This is a genomic window from Vibrio sp. vnigr-6D03 (genome assembly GCF_002835515.1).
GTDB classification, from domain to species: Bacteria; Pseudomonadota; Gammaproteobacteria; order Enterobacterales; family Vibrionaceae; genus Vibrio; species Vibrio penaeicida.
Genome location: NZ_PIZL01000028.1, coordinates 16182 through 37971, shown reverse-complemented (window position 1 = coordinate 37971; position 21790 = coordinate 16182). Strand labels below are relative to the sequence as shown.

Genomic DNA, 21790 nt, shown 5'->3' with positions numbered 1-21790 from the left:
GCTAAGGTATGAGCTTTTCTAGTGTTTGACAGTCTTCTCGTGTAATCGGAGCGCTAGAGAGTGGCTGATACCTCCACTCTCCACATTCCCCTTTTAACATGAGCGTAATGCTTCCCTTGTCCGCGTTCACCAAATCAACATTTCCATGTATCGAACCGGCAAAGTCTCCTCCTTGAATGCGCGACTCTTGCATTATGATTCTTCCTCGATCGACATCAATGATAAAGTCAGATACAGAAACGGGCTCAGGCTCTTTCTTTGATAGCTCAAGAGGGATGCTGGGATCCATCAATGCAGCGAAGTGAGAAGCGGTCGTCAGGTCGCGGAATTGGGTCGAAATGAAGCCTGAAACGCTGTGATTGAATGAAGCCGTGTCACCAGACAACCCCGAGAGCTCAAATTGGGTGTCAGTCAGGCCCGACAAGTCGAGAGGCAGTGGATGAACGTACTGAAGTGTCTCTATCGGAATACCATCACCTTGGAATTTGAGCGCCCACGGACGGCTGTGTTGACGGTAATCCCACTGTCCTTGCGCGCGAATCAGCCCATCATTAACTGGGATGATGACTTTATCCAAATAACTGATTCCAGCATTGGCATGAGCTTCCACAAGTAATTGAGAGCCAATCAATTTGCCAAAGTTGGCACTGTTTGCTGTTAATGCTAGTCGCCCTTGCCATAAGCCAACTTGACCATTTCTAAGTACATCCAATTGATTGCCCTGAATATTTAATCCGGAGATCTGGCGTTTTGGCTCTGACTCTAGGTCAATATACTGCGCGCGTTTTACGGAAAGCTGGTCAATAGTTAGATTGGCGAGACGGTCGATTTGTTCTTTAAAAGGCGTCAGTGACAGCTCGCTGTCGGTATGCCATTCGATACCCGTTAAGTTAAGTTGCGCTAAATGCCAAGTATCAGGAGTAAACTCGCCATTAACCTGGATATAGCCTTGATCCATTCCAAGATTGGCACTGTGCACCGTAATAAGATCATGTGAAAAGCTGGCTTCAAGAGCGGGTTCTAGCCAAAGTTGATCGGCATAATCAATGCTTTCAGCATTGAGTGAAATCGAGCCAGAGGGCTGTTTCCATAATTCGAAAGGAAAGCGAATGTCTTCCAGTGTCATATCTGCCTGAACCATCGCGAAAGAAGGGAATTCCAGATCGCTACGCAGTACATCTAAGCGCTTTATGGCAATCTCAGAGCTGTCGGTACTTGCCCATTTGAATTTCTTGAGGGTTTTCCAATCGTCTTTAGTTACTGTCAGCTCATTCAGTGCGGCGTTAACGACGTTCCAGCGCCCGTCTTTCCATTCGGCTTGACCAGATAGTGTTCCTCCGCGCCAGCTGAAGGACAGGCCATATATCTTCTTGCTGTCCGCAAAAATGTCGGCGTCTAACAACGCATGATTGAAAGCTTCATTTTGCCAATAGATTTGATCGGCGCTCAATTGAATTTCGCCATACCAACGCCATACAGGATGATCGCTAACAACGGGTTGTTTTATCTGAAATTTAAGCCCTCTTACGATCCATTCTTGGTTGGAGAAATCGAGGTTGTCCACGGCGATTTGATGCACTTTAATGAAAGAGAGTGGGCGAATGTTGGGTACGCCCTTTTGTAGTTGCATCCCACTGAGCTGCAAACTCGCTATACTGATTTTTGTGCCATTAAAGATTTCAGGGTCGAGCCAGATATTTGCTGTTTCGATGAACATAGGTTCAGGCTGCGTTGAAAGCTCAACACCATGAAGTGTTAATTGATATGGGGACTGATATTCCACGTTTTCTATTTGGATAGTGAGGTTACTCACTTGATTGGCAATGAAATTCACCACCGACGTAGCATAGCGGGTATGCAGGCTGCCAAATAATGCCAGCACTGAAACAACGATCAGCAGTAAGAATAAAACCACAACCGTGGAGGCTTTTCTCATCTTCCTTGTTCCAAATTTCTCAATCCAGCTTTCAGATTGGCTCAATTATCGATTGGATTCAATAAAAAGCCCCTCGAAAGAGGGGCTTGGTAATGGATTTGCTACTTTAATCCACTTTCGTAAGCATTAACCGAGTTGAGGACCCGCCGCAACTAATGACTTACCTTCATCATTGTCTGTGTATTGGGCAAAGTTATTGATAAAGCGATTGGCTAAATCTTCGGCTTTGCTATCCCACTGAAGCGGATCGGTATAGGTGTCACGAGGATCAAGAATGCCCGCATCAACACCATGTAAAGCAGTTGGTACTTCAAGGTTGAAGACTGGGATGACTTTCGTATCTGCGTGGTCAATCGAGCCATCTAGAATCGCATCGATGATTCCGCGAGTGTCTTGAATCGAGATGCGTTTGCCTGTTCCATTCCAACCAGTGTTGACGAGGTAAGCTTCCGCGCCAGCAGCTTCCATACGTTTCACCAACACTTCAGCGTACTGAGTTGGGTGCAATGTTAAGAATGCAGCGCCAAATGCAGCAGAGAACGTTGGTGTAGGTTCTGTGATACCGCGCTCTGTACCTGCCAGTTTTGCTGTGAATCCAGATAAGAAGTGGTACTTCGTTTGCTCTGGAGTTAGCTTCGATACTGGAGGAAGAACACCAAAAGCATCAGCAGTGAGGAAAATAACTTTCTGCGCGTGACCTGCTTTCGATACTGGTTTAACAATATTATCGATGTGGTGAATTGGGTAAGAAACTCGTGTGTTTTCAGTCTTAGAGCCATCATCAAAGTCGATAGAGCCATCAGCGCGAACGGTCACGTTTTCCAACAAAGCATCACGGCGAATAGCGTTAAAAATATCGGGTTCCGCTTCTTTGGATAGACGAATCGTTTTGGCGTAACAGCCTCCTTCGAAATTGAAGATACCGTCATCGTCCCAGCCGTGTTCATCGTCCCCGATAAGTTCGCGTTTCGGGTCGGTTGATAAGGTTGTTTTACCCGTACCGGATAAACCGAAGAACACAGCGACATCCCCTTCTTTGCCAACGTTAGCGCTACAGTGCATTGAAGCGATGCTTTGCAAAGGAAGAAGGTAGTTCATTACGGCAAACATCCCTTTCTTCATTTCGCCGCCGTACCATGTGCCTCCGATGATTTGCACACGCTCTGTAAGGTTGAAAGCGACGAAGTTCTCGGAGTTCAGACCTTGGGCTTCCCAATTAGGATTGGTTGTCTTCGCTCCATTCATAACAACAAAATCTGGTTCGAACGAGGCAAGTTCTTCATCGGTAGGACGAATGAACATGTTTTTTACGAAGTGGGCCTGCCATGCAACCTCTGTAATGATTCGAACACTTAAGCGAGTATCAGGGTTGGCACCGCAAAAACCATCAATAACAAAAAGACGCTTACCTGAAAGCTGATCCGTCACCAAATCTCTTAGCTCAGTCCATGTTTCTTGGGTAATTGGTTTATTGTCATTTTTCCCTTGATCAGACCACCATAGAGTGTCTTTGGTTGTCTCGTCTTTAACGATGTATTTATCTTTCGGTGAGCGACCAGTAAAAATACCGGTGTCGACAGCAACGGCACCAAGTTCTGTAACTGTACCTTTTTCATAGCCTTCAAGCTCTGGGCGTGTTTCTTCTTCAAACAACTGCTCATAACTTGGGTTACGTAAAACCTCAGTCACGCCAGTGATTCCGTGTCGGGTAAGATCGATGTGTGCAGCCTTTGTATGTTCCATAACGGTCATAGGTGCTCCTTGTAGGGTATAAATTGTAGGGGTTTTGTAATTATTTATAGTTTTCTGCTCACCACTTTGGCAACTTTGAGCAACTCTCATCTCAGGTCTTGTTGAATATTTTATCCCTGGGGTGAGTGGGGTTTTTACACTCTTGTCACAGTTTGGCTTACTCATTTTATCGCTCGCGCAATCCTTTGCGCTAGATCAAAAGGATTAATACTTTGACAAAAATAAGTATAGCGTACGGTGATATAAATGCGTGTTTTAGTAGCGAAAAGGCATTAAAAAAGCCAGCGTTGAGCTGGCTTTTAGAAAGTATTCTAGGTGCTTATTAAAGCGAGAAAAATAATGGATTAGTGAAGGGTATCGTTGCTGTCAGTGGCTTGCTCATAAAGCTCAGATACGTCATCTTCATCAAACGAGTAATCCGTGCCGCAGTAATCACAATGTAAAGAAACGGATCCTTCAGTTGCTAAAATGTCATTAATTTCATCTCGTGAAACTGTGATAATGGCAGCGCCACTTCTTTCACGCGAACAGCCGCAGAAAAACTCGACTGGCTGTGCTTTAAAGAGTTGTACTTTCTCTTGGTTATAAAGACGATAAAGTACGTCGTTAGCTGGCAATCCAAACAACTCTTCATTTTTCACCGTGTCGGTGAGTTGCTCTAGGTGCTCAAAATCATTCGCTGAACCAGTACCATCTGGCATGGTTTGCAACAACATCCCTGCTGCATGTGCTTTACCTTCATGTTCACCAAGGCGGAACCATAGACGAGTTTGAAGCTGTTCAGAGCGTTCAAAATACACTTCAAGAACTTCCGACAACGTTTCCCCTTCTAGACCGACCACACCTTGGTAACGTTCGCCTTGCTTAGGAGCAATGGTGATCACGAGGTGACCTTTGCCTATCAATTGATGTAGCGTTGCGTCATCGGCTAGATCGCCTTCCCAGCGAGCTACTCCACGAACTTTCTGATCATGATCGCCATTGATCACAACTAACGGAACAGGGCCATCACCCTGCAATTGGAGTGTGATAGACCCTTCGAACTTTAGAGTCGCAGTTAGCAGCGTTGTGGCAACGAGAAGCTCACCCAACAGATTTCTAACCGGTACTGGGTATTCCTTGCTTGAAATGATTTCTTGGTACGTACTATCCAGTTGTACCAATTCGCCACGAACGGATAAATTTTCAAATAAGTAGCGATGCAATTGGTTGTTTGCCATGCGAGGAGCTCCAGCATTTATTGATTCTTGAACTTTATGATGTCTCGACGCTGTTTTTTATCCGGGCGTCTTTCCGGGCTTGGGCTGTACAGGGTATTCAGCTTTCTTTTTTGTGCATTGTCTTCACGTTTAAGAAGGCTGTCTTCGGTTTCTCGGTAAAGCAGTTGAGCTTCTGGAGCGCCGCGACGTTGATCGGATATCTTTTCAATGATCACCGTTTTCTCTTCATGCCCTTGTCTTAGCAATATGGTTGCACCAAGTTCGACAATTTTGCTCGGCTTGGAACGTTGACCATTATAATGGACTTTTCCTCCATCAACCATATTCCGTGCGATAGATCGCGTTTTGTAGAAACGAGCGGCCCAAAGCCATTTGTCGAGCCTAACCGTGGCAGTATTTGAACTCATAGTAAATTCGTGCCTCTAATGATTGACTTGCCTCATTATTTACACAATGGTGACGAGTATGGGGGTTTTCAACCTAAAATGGGATGAAACGTAATCAGTCTAAAGTCTGTTAATGTGAATTGTTGCTAATCTTTATAAGAACGATATTTGGTATCCATCAATTTATATGACAATGCGCAAGCCTTTGTGTAGGCTTTGACTTTTATTTATCAGACTGCCTTAACATATCTGAAGTTTTAATACAGGGAGCGCATGATACATGTCATCTTCGGTGGTGCAAAAATATCAATTGGATCAGAAGTTCACCGCTTTTCTGGCGTTTATCGTCAAACAACAAGGAAAGCTGAGTGCCTGGTTGACATTATTGCTGATTGCCATCTCTGCTTGGATTGTCGGGCAGCTTAGTTGGCAATTAATTCCTCAAGACATCGGTGTCACTCGCTGGTCGCCGACAGCTGTGGCTACACAGGCTGGTCCTGGATCTAGCGAAGCAGCGTCGGGTGATGCTATCGCTTCTTTGCTCGATGCCCATCTATTCGGTCGTTATTCTGATAAACCAGTGGCAAAACCTAAGCCAAAGCCTGTCGTGAAAGACGCACCCAAAACTCGTTTGAGTTTGGTTTTGGTTGGCGTGGTTGCAAGCTCTTCAATAGACAGCAGTTTGGCAGTCATTGCTAACCGAGGCCAACAACAAACGTATGGTATTGGTGAGCAGATTGAAGGCACGCGCGCTTCACTTAAAGGGGTATTGGTTGATCGCGTAATTATCGATAATCAGGGGCAGGATGAAACTTTGATGCTAGAAGGTGTCGAATACAGCAAACTGGCACAACAAAATGCATCAGAACCACCGCCACCATCCGATTCAAATGTCGGAAGCTTTCCAGGTGTTAACGAGATTGAGCAGATCAGACGCGAAATTTCTCAAAACCCTCAGCAAATAATGCAATACATTCGTCTTTCTCAGGTCAGAAGAGAAGGCGATATCGTAGGGTATAGAGTAGGACCTGGTAGCCAAAGAGATTTGTTTGATGCGGTTGGGTTAAAAGAAGGTGATATCGCGACGCAACTTAATGGAGCGGATCTGAGTGACCCTTCTGCCATGGGAAAAGTGTGGCAAAGTATATCTGATATGACGGAATTGAACCTGACAGTCGAGCGCGACGGTCAAAGGCACGAAATCTTTATTGAGTTTTAAAACCGACGCAGAACTGCGTTGGGGTATGAGTGGGAGTATCACGTGAAACAGTGGTTAAACAAAGGAACCTGGTTGCTTGCTGGTAGCCTTGCATGGTCACCAGCGTTGGTGGCAAGTGAGTTTAGTGCCAGTTTCAAGGGAACCGATATTAAAGAGTTCATCAATATTGTTGGACGTAACCTCGAAAAAACCATCATCGTCGATCCGGCAATTCGAGGCAAAATCGATGTTCGAAGTTATGACGTGTTGAATGAAGAGCAGTACTACCACTTTTTCCTAAATGTTTTGGAAGTATACGGCTTTGCAGCAGTTGAAATGGAAAATGGCGTACTCAAGATCGTACGTGATAAAGATGCCAAGACGGCTGCTATCCCTGTTGTTGGAGACGAGACTCGTGTACAAGGCGATGCCGTTATCACGCGAGTTGTGGCAGTACGAAATGTATCCGTAAGAGAACTTTCTCCATTATTACGTCAGCTAAATGACAATGCGGGTGCGGGTAACGTCGTGCACTATGATCCTGCGAATATCATATTGATCACAGGTCGTGCGGCTGTTGTTAACCGCCTTGCTGAAATTATCGAACGTGTTGACCGAGCAGGTGACAAAGAAATCGAAGTTGTAGAGCTTAGAAATGCGTCTGCAGCGGAAATGGTTCGTATTGTTGAGGCATTGAACAAATCGACGGCTCAAAAAAATACCCCCGCTTTCTTAGAACCTAAACTAGTAGCGGATGAGCGCACTAACTCGATTCTTATATCGGGTGACCCGCAGGTTCGTAAACGCTTACGCAAGCTTATCATGCAATTGGATGTTGAAATGGCAACCAAAGGCAACAACCGAGTTGTTTACCTTAAGTATGCTAAAGCGGAAGACCTTGTTGATGTGCTGAAAGGTGTTTCCGATAATCTGCAAGCTGAAAAGCAAGGTGGAGCTCAAGGTGGCGGTGGTGCGAAAGCACGTAACGAAGTTATGATCTCTGCTCACGTTGGTACCAATGCACTGGTCGTAACGGCTCCGCCAGACATTATGCGTGCCATCGAAGATGTGATTTCCCAATTGGACATTCGTCGTGCGCAAGTGCTTATCGAAGCGATGATCGTGGAGTTAGATGAAGGGGATGGCGCTAACCTTGGTGTTCAATGGGGTAATTTAACTACGGGTGCAGCTGTACAGTTTGCGAATTCCGGAGCGTCTATAGGCAGTGTTATGGTTGGCTTGGAAGAAGCTAAAGATACCACTGAGACAAAAGCGGTGTATAACTCCGATGGTGAGTTTTTGCGAAATGAAACGACCACCACTAAGGGTAGCTATGACACTTTGGCTAAAGCGCTTGGTGGTGTGAATGGTGCTGCGCTAAGTTTTATCGCGGGTGATTGGACTGCGTTAGTGAGCGCTGTTTCAAGTGACTCCAATTCGAATATTCTTTCTTCTCCAAGCATTACAGTGATGGATAACGGTGAAGCGTCATTCGTTGTTGGTGAAGAAGTACCTGTTTTGACTGGTTCTGCTACTGGATCTAACAATGACAACCCATTCAGTACGGTTGAACGAAAAGAAGTCGGTATCAAGTTGAAAGTGGTTCCGCAAATCAACGAAGGCGATTCAGTTCAATTGACCATTGAACAAGAAGTGTCGAATGTATTGGGTGCAGATGGAGCGGTCGATGTACGATTCGCTAAGCGTCAACTTAATACGTCGGTGATGATTCAAGATGGTCAAATGTTGGTACTAGGTGGTTTGATTGACGAACGTGCTTTAGAAAGTGAAGCGAAAGTGCCTTTGCTCGGTGACATTCCTATCTTAGGGCATTTGTTCAAATCAACCAGTACAAAAGTATCGAAGAAAAACCTGATGGTCTTTATCAAGCCAACCATTATTCGAGATGGCGTAACGGCCGATGGCATTAGCCAGCGCAAATACAACTACATTCGTGCCGAGCAACTTCTTAAAGCTGAAGAAGGCTTGAAATTGCTGAATGACGAATTTGTTCCTGTGCTTCCTAAGTATGGTGAAGATATTCGCCACCCTGAAGAGTTGCGAGCATTCATTGAGCAGCTGGAGGCGAAATAATGGCGGATACGCTGGTCGTTTCTGAAGGCTTTGTTCGCTTACCTTTTGCTTTTGCTAACCGACATAAAGTGGCGATGGAAGTCGCTACTCAGCCGGGTGCTTTACCTAGCCTTTATTATGTAGAACCCTTAGCACTTGACGTACTCACTGAAGTACGTCGAGTGGTAAAAAAATCATTCACCCCTGTTGCTCTTGCCGCTCAAGACTTTGAGAGCAAACTAACAGAGTTGTATCAACGAGATTCTTCCGAAGCGCGTCAATTAATGGAAGACATTGGTGCCGACAACGACGACTTCTTTTCGTTGGCTGAAGAGCTGCCACAAAATGAAGACTTGTTGGAATCAGAAGACGATGCGCCAATCATCAAACTGATTAACGCCATGCTAGGCGAAGCGATCAAAGAAGGCGCGTCGGATATTCATATCGAAACCTTCGAAAAATCCCTTTCCATTCGTTTCCGTGTGGATGGCGTTTTGCGTGAAGTTCTCGCACCAAGCAGAAAGCTAGCACCGCTGCTGGTTTCTCGCGTTAAAGTTATGGCGAAATTAGATATTGCAGAGAAGCGAGTTCCACAAGATGGTCGAATTTCACTGCGAATAGGTGGACGAGCGGTCGATGTTCGTGTGTCGACAATGCCATCATCGCACGGTGAGCGTGTGGTTATGCGTCTTCTTGATAAAAACGCGACTCGCCTTGATTTACATAGCCTTGGTATGACACCTCGCAATCATGATGGTTTCCAAACTCTGATCAAACGCCCACACGGTATTATTCTGGTCACCGGTCCTACGGGTTCTGGTAAATCCACCACCTTGTATGCGGGGCTTCAGGAGCTGAACAGCAGTGAGAGCAATATCTTAACGGTGGAAGATCCGATTGAATTTGACATCGACGGTATCGGTCAGACTCAGGTAAACCCGAAAGTAGACATGACGTTTGCCCGTGGCTTACGTGCAATTCTTCGTCAGGATCCCGATGTGGTGATGGTCGGGGAAATACGTGACTTAGAGACTGCCCAAATTGGTGTTCAAGCATCGTTAACGGGTCACTTAGTGATGTCAACTTTACACACCAATACCGCGGTCGGTGCGATTACGCGTCTGCGTGATATGGGCATCGAACCGTTCTTGATTTCGTCTTCTCTACTGGGCGTTCTGGCGCAGCGATTGGTTCGTACCCTTTGCCCTGATTGTAAACAGCCATTTGAGGCGGATAAAGAGCAGAAAAAGCTGTTTAATTTGACAGAATCTGAGCCCCTTACATTGTACAAAGCGTGTGGTTGTGAATCGTGTAACTTTAAAGGTTATCGAGGACGTACTGGTATCCATGAATTGTTGGTTATTGATGACGACGTTCAAGAGCTCATTCATAGTGAAGCCGGAGAACAAGCCATTGAGAAACATGTACGTGGTGCCACACCTAGTATTCGTGATGATGGTTTGAGTAAGGTCCGCCAAGGGAAAACGACGCTTGAAGAAGTCATGCGCGTGACCAAGGAAGTATAATGGCGGCATTTGAATATAAAGCTCTGGATGCTAAGGGAAAACAGAAAAAAGGTGTTATCGAAGGGGATAACGCACGCCAAGTTCGTCAAAAGTTAAAAGAACAAGGCTTAATTCCCGTTGAAGTGATTGAAACAAAAGCAAAAGAAGCGAAAGCCTCTTCGTCTGGCTTCTCTTTCAAGCGTGGGATCAGCACCAACGACTTAGCATTACTGACTCGTCAACTATCAACACTCGTTCAGGCAGGAATGCCTCTAGAAGAGTGTTTGAAAGCCGTCGCGGAACAAACCGAAAAAGCGCATATTCGCACCATGATGGTGGCAGTTCGTTCTCGAGTTGTTGAAGGGTATACGCTTTCAGACAGCTTAGGTGATTACCCACATGTGTTTGATGACCTTTTCCGAGCGATGGTAGCTGCGGGTGAGAAATCAGGGCATTTAGATACGGTGCTAGATCGCCTTGCCGACTACGCAGAAAACCGTCAGAAGATGCGATCTAAGCTTCAACAAGCGATGATTTATCCTGTCATGCTGACGTTGATCGCTGTCTCTGTTATCGCTTTTCTTCTCGCGACCGTGGTTCCTAAAATTGTCGACCAATTTGTCCAAATGGGACAAAAGCTACCTGCATCTACTGAATTTCTATTACTGGCAAGTAACTTTGTTCTGAACTGGGGCGTGGTTTTGGTTGTGGTGACTCTGGTCAGCATTGTGTTGTTTCAAGCTGCGCTGCGAAAACCGTCTATTCGCTTAAAGTGGGATCGTTGGATCCTCGGATTACCTGTTATTGGCAAAGTAGCACGCGGTCTTAATACCTCTCGTTTTGCGCGCACACTGTCGATTTGTACGTCCAGCGCCATTCCCTTATTGGACGGTATGAAAGTCGCAGCAGACGTAATGAGCAATCAATTTGTCAAAGAGCAAGTCTTGTTGGCGGCGGATAAGGTCCGAGAAGGGGCAAGTTTAAGAAAATCCTTGGAACAAACTCGTCTTTTCCCACCCATGATGTTGCATATGATCGCCAGTGGAGAGCAAAGTGGTGAGCTTGAGCAAATGTTGACTCGTGCTGCGGACAACCAAGACCGAGATTTTGAATCTCAGGTCAATATGGCATTAGGGGTATTTGAACCACTATTGATTGTTTGCATGGCCGGCATTGTTTTGTTCATTGTGGTGGCGACGCTAATGCCATTGTTAGAGCTCAACAATTTGGTGTCAGGTAAATAAGAATCGAGTTAACGAAGGCGTTTGCCTTAATTTATTTTGTTTCACTTGTGCTTAAAGCGGCTCAATGAATTGAAATCGGCTTTAAGCAAATTGAATGTCGGAATGTAACGTGTGCGTAGAATGATTACAGCGCGCATTTTGGAGGAAATATGCATAACAGAAGTAATATAAAGCAGTCTGGCTTTACGCTATTAGAAGTCATGGTTGTGGTTGTAATTTTGGGTATTCTGGCGAGTTTCGTTGTACCTAACCTATTAGGTAACAAAGAAACAGCAGACCAACAGAAAGCCATTACTGACATTGTCGCTCTAGAAAATGCTTTAGATATGTACAAGTTGGATAACAGTGTGTACCCATCAACGGATCAGGGGTTGGAAGCGTTGGTTTCTAAACCATCGGCTTCGCCAGAGCCACGTAACTACCGCGACGGCGGGTACATCCGACGCCTACCTAACGATCCTTGGGGTAATGAATATCAATATTTAAGCCCAGGTGACAACGGCACAATCGACGTCTTTACGTTAGGTGCTGATGGTCAAGAGGGTGGTGAAGGTGTTCAAGCCGACATTGGTAACTGGAACATGCAGGACTACCAGTAATTTTACTGGCTTCCCATTTTTCATTTGGTAGTAAGCGAATACGCATGAATAAACAACGTGGCTTTACATTGATAGAAATCATGTTGGTTTTGGTGCTCTTGTCACTCAGTGCGGTAGCGGTTATTACGACGCTGCCGTCTTCAAGTGATGATCGGCTTGAGGAACATGCTCAGCGATTTTCTCAGCGCTTACAGCTTCTTAATGAAGATGCCATGTTGAATGGAAAGGATTTTGGTGTTTGGTTTGATGAAGACAAAGGGCAGTATCGATTTGTAACGCTCACCAATGAAGGTTGGGAAAAAATGGCGGAAAATCGGTACTACTCAGAGTCGGATTTAGAAGCTGAATTTGCGATATCTTTGCAATTGGGCAGTGATGAATGGGGCGACGATGATCGCTTGTTTGAGCCAGGAAGTCTGTTTGATGAGGAGATGTTCGCCGATGAAGAAAAGAAAAAGCAATCACCTCCGCCTCAAGTAATGGTTCTTTCAAGTGGTGAGATAACCCCTTTTCAAGTTGCATTTTATCCCAACGTTGGGGATGAATTTCAAGATGGATGGCGTATTAAAGCCGCCGATAATGGGTTTATAAGTATATTCAGACCAGGAGAGCGCGATGAAGATGAATAGGCCAAGCGCCCATCGCACTCGTGGTATGACCTTGATAGAAGTGCTGGTAGCACTCGCAATTTTTGCAACGGCTGCCATCAGTGTGGTGAGGGCGGTCACTCAGCATATCAATACGCTCGGCTATCTAGAGGAAAAAATGTTTGCTGCCATGGTAGCGGACAACCAAATGGCGAAAGTCCTGCTTGGTAAAGCGCCAAAAAAAGAACAGAAAGGCAAAGAAGAATTGGCAGGACAAACATGGTACTGGTTGGTTAAACCCGTGCCAACTGACAATGGTGTTATCAGTGCTTTCGATGTGTCTGTTTCTAAAGAGGCAGATGGCAAAAGTGCCATAGTGACGGTGAGAAGTTATGCGTCACCATAAAGCATCAGGATTTACTCTCATTGAAGTGCTGGTGGCGATCGCGGTATTTGCCAGCTTAAGCATGGCAGCGTATCAAGTTGTTAATCAGGTACAGTTGAGCAACGCGCAGTCGATTGAAAAAACAGAGCGACTGCAAACAATGCAGAGAGCACTTATCTGGATGGACAACGATTTCAGACAAATGGCGTTACGCCAGATGAGAACCAACGGAGAATCGCCGTCTGAAACCTTGTTAAGTTACGGAGACTATGTCTTAGAGTCTGATGATAAAGGCATTATTTTTAACCGATTAGGTTGGCAAAACCCGCAAAGTGTTTTCCCTAGAGGGGAAGTCACAAAAGTAGGGTATCGAATCCGTGAAGAAAAGCTCGAAAGGGTATGGTGGCGATACTCGGACACCCCAGCAGGTCAGTTACCATTATCTCGCCCAATTTTGGAAGATGTTGAAGCCTTTTCCGTAACGTTTTACGAAAATGGTGAATGGAAAGAGGAATGGACTAAGCCTAGAGCACTACCTGCTGCGATTGCGATAACACTAACATTGAAAGATTACGGCGAAATAGAGCGAGTGTATCTGACGCCTGGCGGTGAACTTTCTATTGTTACTCCCAAGCAGCAACAAGGGTCTGAGGGAGAAAATTCTGGCGGAGGAAATAATGGTTAAGCGTTCCTCCCAATCTGGCGTAGCTTTAATCGTAGTTTTGCTCTTGCTGGCTGTCATGACGGCAATAGCAGCATCGATGTCTGAGCGCTTGTTCATCAATTTTCATCGAGCGGGTAATCAGGTCAATCATCAGCAAGCGTATTGGTATAGCCTTGGTGTTGAAGCGTTAGCTAAAGTCGGTATAGAACAAAGCTACAAAGATAATGAAACAATCAACCTCAGCCAGCCGTGGGCGTTAAAAGAACAGACATACCCACTGGACTATGGCACTGCCAAAGGTAAGTTGGTTGATATGCAGGCGTGCTTTAACATCAACGTATTGACCAGTGTTAAAGCTCGGGTAGAAACTGCCCAGAAGCCGTTTCTTGTTAAAGTGTGGCAAAACATTATCGAGCAACAAGACGTTGAACCCTATACCGCAGAAGTGATCGCGGATTCCAGTTGGGATTTTGTCGATAATGACGCCAATGTTCTCACAAGTTATGGCGCAGAAGACAGCACTTATGAGGGGTTTCAGCCTCCTTATTTGACTGCGAATGGATTTTTGGCAGATCGCTCAGAGTTAAGAGCGATCCAGCAGGTAAGTGCACCTATTATGGATAAATTGTCTCCTTTAGTATGCGCATTACCAACCAACGAGTGGAAACTCAACGTAAATACAATTTCCGAAGACCAGGCAGACATTTTGGCAGCCTTATTTCAGCCGCACTTAAGCAGCAGCAACGCCAAAGAGCTTATCGCCAATCGAAAGTTTGATGGGTGGGACAGCATAGACAGTTTTATGTCAGAGCCAGTCATTAACGGAATTGAAGAAAAAGTGCGTAAGGAAGCACAGGCGCATATTGCAGTAGACAGCCAATACTTTGAGCTGGATGCTCAAGTGATGGTCGATGAATCAAGGGTCAGGATACGTAGCCTGCTCTACAGTAAGGATAGAAAACAAGCGACGGTCGTCCGTCGTAGTTTTGGAGGAATCAGTGAGCGAGTTTCTGACCGTAAGAGTAAGTAGTCAGGTAGACGCCCCAATACAGTGGCTGGTTTGGTCTCCGAGTCAGCAAGAGGTGATCGCAAGTGGCGATCTGAGTCATCGCGATCAACTGGGTGACATAGCGAGTTATGCCACCCAACGCCCGACCATTGTGTTGTTGTCTAGCAGTGATGTACTGCTTAAAGAAGTAGATATACCTGCAGGTGGAGCGCGACAGCTAAACACCATGTTACCGTTTTTGGTCGAAGATGATGTTGCGCAAGATGTTGATGAGTTGCACTTTTCTGTGTTGGCTAAACGGGGTGCAAAAGCCGATGTTGCCGCTGTAGATCGTCAATTTTTAGATAACCTATTAAGTGATCTACGCGAGCACCATATTAACGTTAGGCAAATAATGCCTGACTGTCTTGCGCTGCCTTGGCAAGACAGTGAGATAAGCACACTCCAAATTAACAATCAGTGGCTATTCCGTAGCGGAGCTCATTCTGGGTTTACTCTTCAAAATGAGTGGCTTTCATTGCTGCCATCTGAACCATTTGGTTTGGTTTCAAATCAAGATGACGATCCAGAAGAGCCTTCAGACGAAGAAACGCTTCAAGAAAAAGCCGTATCCAGTTATAGCCCTTTGCCGGAAGATCACGAACAACTTCCTGGTCACTGGAAAGCTGAAGACGCTGAGCTAGCAATGTCGCTGCTGACGCAAGGCGCATTGGCATCGAAAGTGAACCTTCTTACGGGTAGCTTTAAGCCATCATCTTCTCTAACTAAACACTGGAAAGTGTGGCAGAAAGCCGCCATTGCAGCGGTGCTTTTATTAGGTGTACTGACCACACAAAATGTACTTCAAGTGAATGCATTTGAAGCGCAAGCAGCAGAGTATCGAGCGGAAAGCGAGCGTATTTTCCGTCAGGTATTTCCTAATAAGCGGAAAATTCCGACCGTCAGTTACCTAAAAAGACAAATGCGTGATGAGGAGTCTCGTTTGTCCGGTGGCGGAGGTGATGAATCCATGTTGGTTTGGTTAGCTCAGCTACCACAAGCCTTGAAAAAAAATGGTGCTATTGACGTCTTAAGTGTGAAATACGACGGGGCTAGAAACGAAATTCGTATTCAAGCGAAAAGCAAAGATTTTCAAACCTTCGAAACAGCACGAGCGGATCTCGCGCAACAATTTGAGGTTGAGCAAGGTCAGTTGAATAGAAGTGGCAGCGAAGTGTTTGGCAGCTACGTGATTAGGAGAAGACCATGAATAAAGTTAATGCATGGTGGCAATCCATATCGCAAAGAGAGCAGCGTTTAATGGCTGGTTGCAGCTTTTTGGTGCTGGCATTTGCTATATATTGGGGTGGCATTGCGCCGCTAAATGAAAGAGCGGATACAGCACAGACTAAAATCGCTAGTGAAAAACAGCTCTTAGATTGGGTAACAAAAAGTGCGAACTCCATTACGACACTCAGAGTAGCATCGGGTGGAAGTGTGAATGTATCTGGGCAGCCACTTAACCAAGTTGTTTCTTCGACCACGCGACGATATCAAATTGAACTTATCCGAATGCAGCCACGTAGCGAAAGCTTGCAAGTATGGGTTCAACCAGTGCCATTTAATCAGTTAGTCTCTTGGCTTGCTGATTTACGTGAACAACATGGTATCGAAGTGGAATTTCTTGATATCACTCGTACAGAAACTACTGGTCAAGTTGAAGTAAACCGATTACAGCTAAAAAGAGGCAGTTAACTTGAAGCGTATAATTGGGTATGTGTCCGTTTTTGTTTTAGTGCTCATCGTAAGCCTTGTTGTGCACATGCCAGTTGCATTTGTGTATCAATATGCCCCTAAAATTCAGGGACTGAACGTGGGAAGTTTGTCTGGGACGTTGTGGCGTGGACAAGCATCCAAGTTAACGTGGCAGGGGCAAAATTTTGGTCAGCTTAGCTGGGACTTTCAGCCCTCAGCCCTACTGACAGGCAAGGCTGAATATCAAGTGCGCTTTGGTCGTGGTAGTGAGCTTCAATTACACGGTAAAGGAGCTCTAGGCATGGGGTTTGGCGGGCTTTATGGTCACAGCATTTTTGCGTCTATGCCTGCTGAAAAAATATTGGGACTTGCGCAGATTCCCGCTCCAGTTCAGGTAGAGGGGCAATTTGAACTAGCGATTAAAGAGTTCCAATATGCTCAGCCATGGTGTGAAAGTGCAACGGGTAATTTGGCTTGGAACGGTGGCACGCTAGGCACACCACTAGGCAGTCTTATCTTAGGTGAGGTCACTTCTGACTTGGCATGCCAAGATAATAAATTGACTGCAAAAGGCGAGCAGAAACATGCTCAGGTGACGAGCGCGTTTGATGCAAACTTGACGCCTGATCAGCAATACAGTGTGAATGCATGGTTCAAGCCTGGAGCCGAATTCCCTCAATCGATGGGGAGTCAGCTGAATTGGCTGGGCAACCCGAATAACAAAGGTCAGTTTCCTTTTCAGTACTCTGGGCGTCTATAGAGGCGATTAGATGAATTAAAATGGCTCAGCATTGCTGGGCCATTTTGTTATTGATAACGTTATACTTAAACCACTTTAAGTTGTTAGCTCTGCATCCTGTATTTGGAGATGGTTTGAGTGTAGATTGAGCTAATATGAACAAAAATCAATCTCGAAATGCCAACAGTTCATTATTTTTGATGATATATTGTTCCATGTTAATGATTGGGTCAGATTTTTAAGGAAAGGTTATGGCAAGTGAAAAAAAGCCACAAATTTTAGCTACAAAAACGGTCGCCCAATCTAAACTATTTACTATAGAGTCGCTGGATTTACGTTTTTCAAACGGAGAAGAGCGAATCTATGAGCGAATGAAGCCTAGTGGTCGTTCAGCGGTCATGATTGTGCCTGTAACGGAGCAAGGGGACTTACTCTTAATTCGTGAATACGCAGCAGGTACAGAGCGCTATGAGCTCGGGTTCCCTAAAGGTTTAGTGGATCCTGGTGAGTTGCCTATTGAGGCAGCAAACCGAGAATTAAAAGAAGAAATTGGGTACGGAGCGACAGAATTAACCCCTCTTAAAGAGGTGGTGCTGGCTCCATCTTACTTCTCAAGTAAGATGACGTTGTTTCTGGCACGCGACCTGTATTCAGAATCACTGGAAGGGGATGAGCCGGAACCTCTAGAATTGGTACGTTGGCCATTACAGCAAGCTGATGAGCTGCTGACCCATCTGGATTTTTGTGAAGCCCGCAGTATTACTGCACTGATGTTAGCTCAGCGGTATTTAAACACGTCTGAGTAAGGAAATGCCCTATGGCGGAAGATCTTTCTCACCTTATCCCTTCAGTTATCACGGTTGCCCGCAGTGCTGGTCAGCTCATACATGATATCTACGAAAACAAACAATACGAAGAATACACCAAATCGGATGCGACGCCGGTTACGAGTGCAGATATTGCCGCGCACAAATTGATTCTTGAGCGGCTGACGGAATTGACTCCCGATATCCCTGTTTTGTCGGAAGAAGATTCGGATATCAGCCTTGAAAAACGGTGTCAATGGAGCCGTTACTGGCTCGTCGACCCTTTAGATGGGACTCAGGAATTCATTGCACGCAGTGGCGATTTCGCCACTATTATCGCTCTAGTTGAAGACAACGAACCCGTTATGGGTGTGGTATATGCGCCAGTTTCGGGCGTCACTTACTATGCCTATAAAGGGAAAGGCGCTTGGAAAATCCCAGATATGGACGAAAGTGTGGCGATTGAAACGCATCGCCATCACAGCGAAAGCCAATCTTTAGCGATTGCCATTAGCCGCCGTCAAGACATCAATAGTATTACCAGTAAGTTGTGCCCATCTTGGAATTTTGACTTGGTACCGTTAGGGTCAGCAGCGCTTAAAGCCTGCTTAGTTGCAGAAGGGGCAGTAGATTGCTACCTAAGACTAGGTCCAACTGGGGAGTGGGATACTGCCGCGACACAGTGCATTGTCAGTGAAGCGGGGGGGCGTATTCTCAGCACTAAATTAGAACCACTTTCTTATAATGAAAGAGAAACGTTAGAAAACCCTAATTTTATTGTTTTAGGTGATGAGGAACTGCCATGGAATTCGATTCTATTGGCCCACAAATAGCTCAACCATTCTTTTTTATACGCTCATTATTTGAGCTAACCTCTCAAAACTCATGATTAAAATAGCTTTCAATTACAGTCTCCTACCCTGTAATTGAAAGCTATTCAACCAAGAAAAATCTACTGATAAACAAGTTAGTTACCTGTTGGTGAAATTGTGGTCGCAGTATGGGTTTTTTCCTCTATTCATGCCTTGGATTTTTCAAAAAACGTGCTTGTGTATACAACGTCGCCAGATAACAAAGAGCGACATTACACAAAAAATATGAGGATAATATTTTGAAAATAACAAGGAATATGGCCCTAGTCACAGCCATGCTTGCACCTATGGTATCCATAGGCGCAGAAGTACAAGGCGCCGGTTTTGAAATTTCACCACGCATTGTTGGTGGTGGTAACGCAAATACTGCTGACTGGGGATTTTATACCCAAATTGTTTCACGTTACGGAAACCGTTCTTACTGTGGTGCGAGCTACTTAGGTGATGGTTACGTGCTAACTGCTGCGCACTGTGTAGACGGGGATTCACCATCTGGTATTGCTGTTAAAGTCGGTGGATTCATCTACAACGGAACGGATGGTCAGCGTGCTAACGTTAGCAAGATTTACATGCACCCAAACTACGACAAACGTACGTTTACAAACGATATCGCTGTTTTGAAATTGACCAATGATCTTCCGTCTGCGGTGAAGGTAGAGATAGCGGATGGTTCTTTGAGTCAGTATGCAGGTATTGGTGATACATTAAGTGTTGCAGGGCTTGGTCGTACCTCTGAAGGAGGCAGCTCACCTTACAAGTTACAGTCTGTTAACGTTCCTTTGATTTCCGATGCGACGTGTCGAGCAGCAGGTGGAAGCTACACCAATGTAGGCAATGTTGCATTCTGTGCTGGTTTCTCTGCTGGCGGTAAGGATTCTTGTCAGGGCGATAGTGGTGGTCCAATTGTTGTCAATCGTTCTGGTGTGATTACTCAGTTGGGTATTGTCAGTTGGGGTATTGGTTGTGCGCGTCCAGGTAAGTATGGCGTTTACAGTGATATTGCTGCATTACGCGGCTGGCTAGATACGGTGATTACCTCTAACCCTGGCGGCAGCTACGCTGTTGGATACACCAAGAACCAGACATTGTCTTCGTTTAAAGTCGGTGAAACGAAATCCCATACGTTTAGTATTAAAAATAACGGCACACAGTCGTTTACTTTGAACAACGTCCGCGCGGTAGCGTCCGGTGTCGCCACCTCAGTAGTTGTTGGTCGTGATACCTGTTCTCAAACTACTTTGACTGCGGATCAAAGCTGTCAGGTCGCTGTTGAATTTGGTGCAACTCAAGCGGGTCTAGCGAAGGCACAGCTTTCCTTCTCAACCGATCAAGGTACAAGTTCGTATCAAGCAAATGTGAGTGCGGATGCTACAACGGCTGGTGGCGGTGGTGGCAATTATGATCACGTGTACCCACAAAATATTGGCAGCTACACATTTGGTACGGTGGTACTGGCTGAAGATGGCAATCGTTACCAATGCCTAGGGTTCCCTGGCGGTCTTTGGTGCTCGGCTGGTGGAGCATACGCACCAGGTACAGGCTGGGCCTGGAATGACGCTTGGAGCAAGCTGTAATTGATGTGCTTTGAGTTTGCTGTAAAGCACCGTTAAACCAAATAAAAAGCCGGGAATCATTATTCCCGGCTTTCGTCTTTTTGATTCTTTCTACCTGCGGCGATTTAGTGCTTAGTAGTAAGAGTGTTCTCCTCGGTCGTGCTCGGTAGAGTCACGTACCGCTGTCAATTCACCTTCGAATTGAGCCAAGAGCTCTTTCTCAATCCCTTCTTTCAACGTGACATCAACCATGGAGCAACCGTTACAGCCGCCGCCAAATTGAACCAGTGCAACACCGCTTTCTGAAATTTCGATCAGACTTACGTGACCACCGTGCCCTGCCAGTTGAGGGTTAACCTGAGTTTGAATGGCGTACTCGACGCGTTCCATTAATGATGCGTCATCAGACACTTTACGCATTTTTGCATTCGGTGCTTTAAGCGTAAGTTGAGACCCCATCTTATCTGTAACGAAGTCGATCTCTGCATCCTCAAGGAATGGTAAGCTGAGTTCGTCGACAAACGCAGAAAAGAGTTCAAATGTTAATTCAGTATCGCTGGCTTCCACAGCTTCTGGTGGGCAGTAAGAAACGCCACACTCAGCGTTTTGCGTTCCTGGGTTTACCACAAAGACACGAATGTTTGTGCCTTCAGGTTGCTGCTCAAGCAATTTCCCAAAGTGAGATTGTGCGTTTTCCGTAATAGTAATTGTATTTGACACGACCAATACCCGAGTGATTTTGTAAACTATTTGACCATTTTACCCCTGTCGATATTTCGATCCAGCTTTTTAAGTCATAACTTATTTACGTTAAGTCGGATCAGGGGTTCGGCATACGCAGTAAATATCGACCCTTTCTACCCCAACATCAAGTAGTAATTGGCATAATTGTCGGATAGTGCTGCCCGTCGTCACGACGTCATCAACAATCGCCATGTGTTTTGCCACGCGAGAAGAATCGAGAGTGAATGCATTTTTTAGGTTGAGAAGGCGGGCTTTACGATCGAGCCCCTGTTGTGCGCGAGTGGGCTTTATACGTCTGAATATTTGATTGTCAAAGCGCTCGGTGACACCAAGGTGCTGGCACAATGATTTCGCTAGGTAATCGCTTTGATTGTAGCCTCGCCAAAGTTGCCGACGCCAATGGAGTGGGACTGATGTAATAATCTCAGCGGGCTGAGAAATTTGCTCTGTAAGGAGATAGGTGAGATCTCCAGACAACCAGAATTGATGTTGATGTTTGAAGCTGTGAATATAGTTCGATAATGGGGGCTGATAATCTCCCACACAATATAAGCGCCGCCATGGTGGAGGTACTGAGAGGCATTGACCGCACTGCTCAACCGTATTGAGGGTGGGTAGCCCACATTGTAAACATCGGTTCTTTTCTCTCAGATCCTCTAAACAAGCGTCACACCATCTTGTTTTTGGTGTACTTTCCTCAATGTTCAGACCACATGAAGGGCATTGAAGTTTAAAATGGTGGTGAATTTTAATTTTCAGCCAGTGGGAAAAAGCCATATAAAGT

Annotated in this window: 21 protein-coding genes; 15 read left to right on the top strand and 6 right to left on the bottom strand. The window is 45.5% G+C overall.

The features are described from left to right. Window position 1: 1 nt before the first annotated feature. The 4 genes from CW749_RS21970 to hslR all read right to left on the bottom strand — a co-directional run bounded on the left by CW749_RS21970 (window position 2) and on the right by hslR (window position 5315). Window positions 2-1936: an AsmA family protein gene (locus CW749_RS21970; protein WP_101114540.1), complete on the bottom strand. Its 1935-nt coding sequence runs from the start codon at window positions 1934-1936 to the stop codon at window positions 2-4. 126 nt (window positions 1937-2062) lie between these two features. Further along, on the bottom strand, window positions 2063-3688 hold the full coding sequence (gene pckA / locus CW749_RS21965) for a phosphoenolpyruvate carboxykinase (ATP) (protein ID WP_101114539.1): 1626 nt from the start codon (window positions 3686-3688) through the stop codon (window positions 2063-2065). 344 nt (window positions 3689-4032) lie between these two features. Next, entirely contained in the window at window positions 4033-4908 is an 876-nt protein-coding gene (gene hslO, locus CW749_RS21960) for an Hsp33 family molecular chaperone HslO (protein ID WP_101114538.1), read from the bottom strand. 17 nt (window positions 4909-4925) lie between these two features. Then, window positions 4926-5315 carry a ribosome-associated heat shock protein Hsp15 gene (gene hslR / locus CW749_RS21955; RefSeq protein ID WP_101114537.1) on the bottom strand — a complete coding sequence of 130 codons (390 nt, stop codon included), beginning with the start codon at window positions 5313-5315 and terminating at the stop codon, window positions 4926-4928. Window positions 5316-5574: 259 nt separating this feature from the next. On the opposite strand from hslR, the gene gspC reads away from it, so the two are divergent. The 15 genes from gspC to CW749_RS21880 all read left to right on the top strand — a co-directional run bounded on the left by gspC (window position 5575) and on the right by CW749_RS21880 (window position 20283). Further along, on the top strand, window positions 5575-6513 hold the full coding sequence (gspC, locus tag CW749_RS21950) for a type II secretion system protein GspC (protein ID WP_101114536.1): 939 nt from the start codon (window positions 5575-5577) through the stop codon (window positions 6511-6513). Between the two features lie 42 nt (window positions 6514-6555). Next, window positions 6556-8586: a type II secretion system secretin GspD gene (gspD, locus tag CW749_RS21945; protein ID WP_101114535.1), complete on the top strand. Its 2031-nt coding sequence runs from the start codon at window positions 6556-6558 to the stop codon at window positions 8584-8586. Beyond that, window positions 8586-10091, top strand: a complete 1506-nt coding sequence (gene gspE, locus CW749_RS21940) for a type II secretion system ATPase GspE (protein ID WP_101114534.1) — start codon at window positions 8586-8588, stop codon at window positions 10089-10091. Before gspD ends, gspE begins: the two co-directional genes overlap by 1 nt. Further along, window positions 10091-11314, top strand: coding sequence for a type II secretion system inner membrane protein GspF (gspF, locus tag CW749_RS21935; RefSeq protein WP_101114533.1), 1224 nt, complete (start codon window positions 10091-10093; stop codon window positions 11312-11314). Before gspE ends, gspF begins: the two co-directional genes overlap by 1 nt. Window positions 11315-11463: 149 nt before the next feature. Continuing rightward, entirely contained in the window at window positions 11464-11913 is a 450-nt protein-coding gene (gene gspG / locus CW749_RS21930) for a type II secretion system major pseudopilin GspG (RefSeq protein ID WP_101114532.1), read from the top strand. A 44-nt stretch (window positions 11914-11957) separates the two neighbouring features. Then, on the top strand, window positions 11958-12542 hold the full coding sequence (gspH, locus tag CW749_RS21925) for a type II secretion system minor pseudopilin GspH (RefSeq protein WP_101114531.1): 585 nt from the start codon (window positions 11958-11960) through the stop codon (window positions 12540-12542). After that, window positions 12529-12906 (top strand): type II secretion system minor pseudopilin GspI, encoded by a 378-nt coding sequence (gene gspI, locus CW749_RS21920; protein WP_101114530.1) that lies wholly within the window; start codon window positions 12529-12531, stop codon window positions 12904-12906. The genes gspH and gspI overlap by 14 nt, the downstream gene beginning before the upstream one ends. Next, the gene (gene gspJ / locus CW749_RS21915; RefSeq protein ID WP_101114529.1) at window positions 12893-13570 is read left to right on the top strand and encodes a type II secretion system minor pseudopilin GspJ; all 678 of its coding nucleotides are present in this window, start codon (window positions 12893-12895) and stop codon (window positions 13568-13570) included. The genes gspI and gspJ overlap by 14 nt, the downstream gene beginning before the upstream one ends. Then, entirely contained in the window at window positions 13563-14579 is a 1017-nt protein-coding gene (gspK, locus tag CW749_RS21910; protein ID WP_101114528.1) for a type II secretion system minor pseudopilin GspK, read from the top strand. The genes gspJ and gspK overlap by 8 nt, the downstream gene beginning before the upstream one ends. Then, window positions 14548-15807: a type II secretion system protein GspL gene (gene gspL / locus CW749_RS21905; protein WP_101114527.1), complete on the top strand. Its 1260-nt coding sequence runs from the start codon at window positions 14548-14550 to the stop codon at window positions 15805-15807. Before gspK ends, gspL begins: the two co-directional genes overlap by 32 nt. After that, window positions 15804-16292 carry a type II secretion system protein M gene (locus CW749_RS21900; RefSeq protein WP_101114526.1) on the top strand — a complete coding sequence of 163 codons (489 nt, stop codon included), beginning with the start codon at window positions 15804-15806 and terminating at the stop codon, window positions 16290-16292. The genes gspL and CW749_RS21900 overlap by 4 nt, the downstream gene beginning before the upstream one ends. Before the next feature lies 1 nt (window position 16293). Beyond that, the gene (locus CW749_RS21895; protein WP_101114525.1) at window positions 16294-17052 is read left to right on the top strand and encodes a type II secretion system protein N; all 759 of its coding nucleotides are present in this window, start codon (window positions 16294-16296) and stop codon (window positions 17050-17052) included. Between the two features lie 230 nt (window positions 17053-17282). Next, complete coding sequence (nudE, locus tag CW749_RS21890; RefSeq protein ID WP_101114524.1) at window positions 17283-17837, top strand: ADP compounds hydrolase NudE; 555 nt, start codon at window positions 17283-17285, stop codon at window positions 17835-17837. An 11-nt stretch (window positions 17838-17848) separates the two neighbouring features. Continuing rightward, the gene (gene cysQ / locus CW749_RS21885; RefSeq protein ID WP_101114523.1) at window positions 17849-18670 is read left to right on the top strand and encodes a 3'(2'),5'-bisphosphate nucleotidase CysQ; all 822 of its coding nucleotides are present in this window, start codon (window positions 17849-17851) and stop codon (window positions 18668-18670) included. Window positions 18671-18984: 314 nt separating this feature from the next. Continuing rightward, window positions 18985-20283 carry a serine protease gene (locus tag CW749_RS21880; protein ID WP_101114620.1) on the top strand — a complete coding sequence of 433 codons (1299 nt, stop codon included), beginning with the start codon at window positions 18985-18987 and terminating at the stop codon, window positions 20281-20283. A 111-nt stretch (window positions 20284-20394) separates the two neighbouring features. Here CW749_RS21880 and nfuA read toward each other — a convergent pair whose 3' ends face one another. Together nfuA and CW749_RS21870 are read right to left on the bottom strand one after the other, a co-directional pair. Continuing rightward, window positions 20395-20982, bottom strand: coding sequence for a Fe-S biogenesis protein NfuA (nfuA, locus tag CW749_RS21875; protein WP_101114522.1), 588 nt, complete (start codon window positions 20980-20982; stop codon window positions 20395-20397). Between the two features lie 90 nt (window positions 20983-21072). Further along, window positions 21073-21549 carry a ComF family protein gene (locus CW749_RS21870; protein WP_237322532.1) on the bottom strand — a complete coding sequence of 159 codons (477 nt, stop codon included), beginning with the start codon at window positions 21547-21549 and terminating at the stop codon, window positions 21073-21075. Window positions 21550-21790 lie beyond the last annotated feature (241 nt).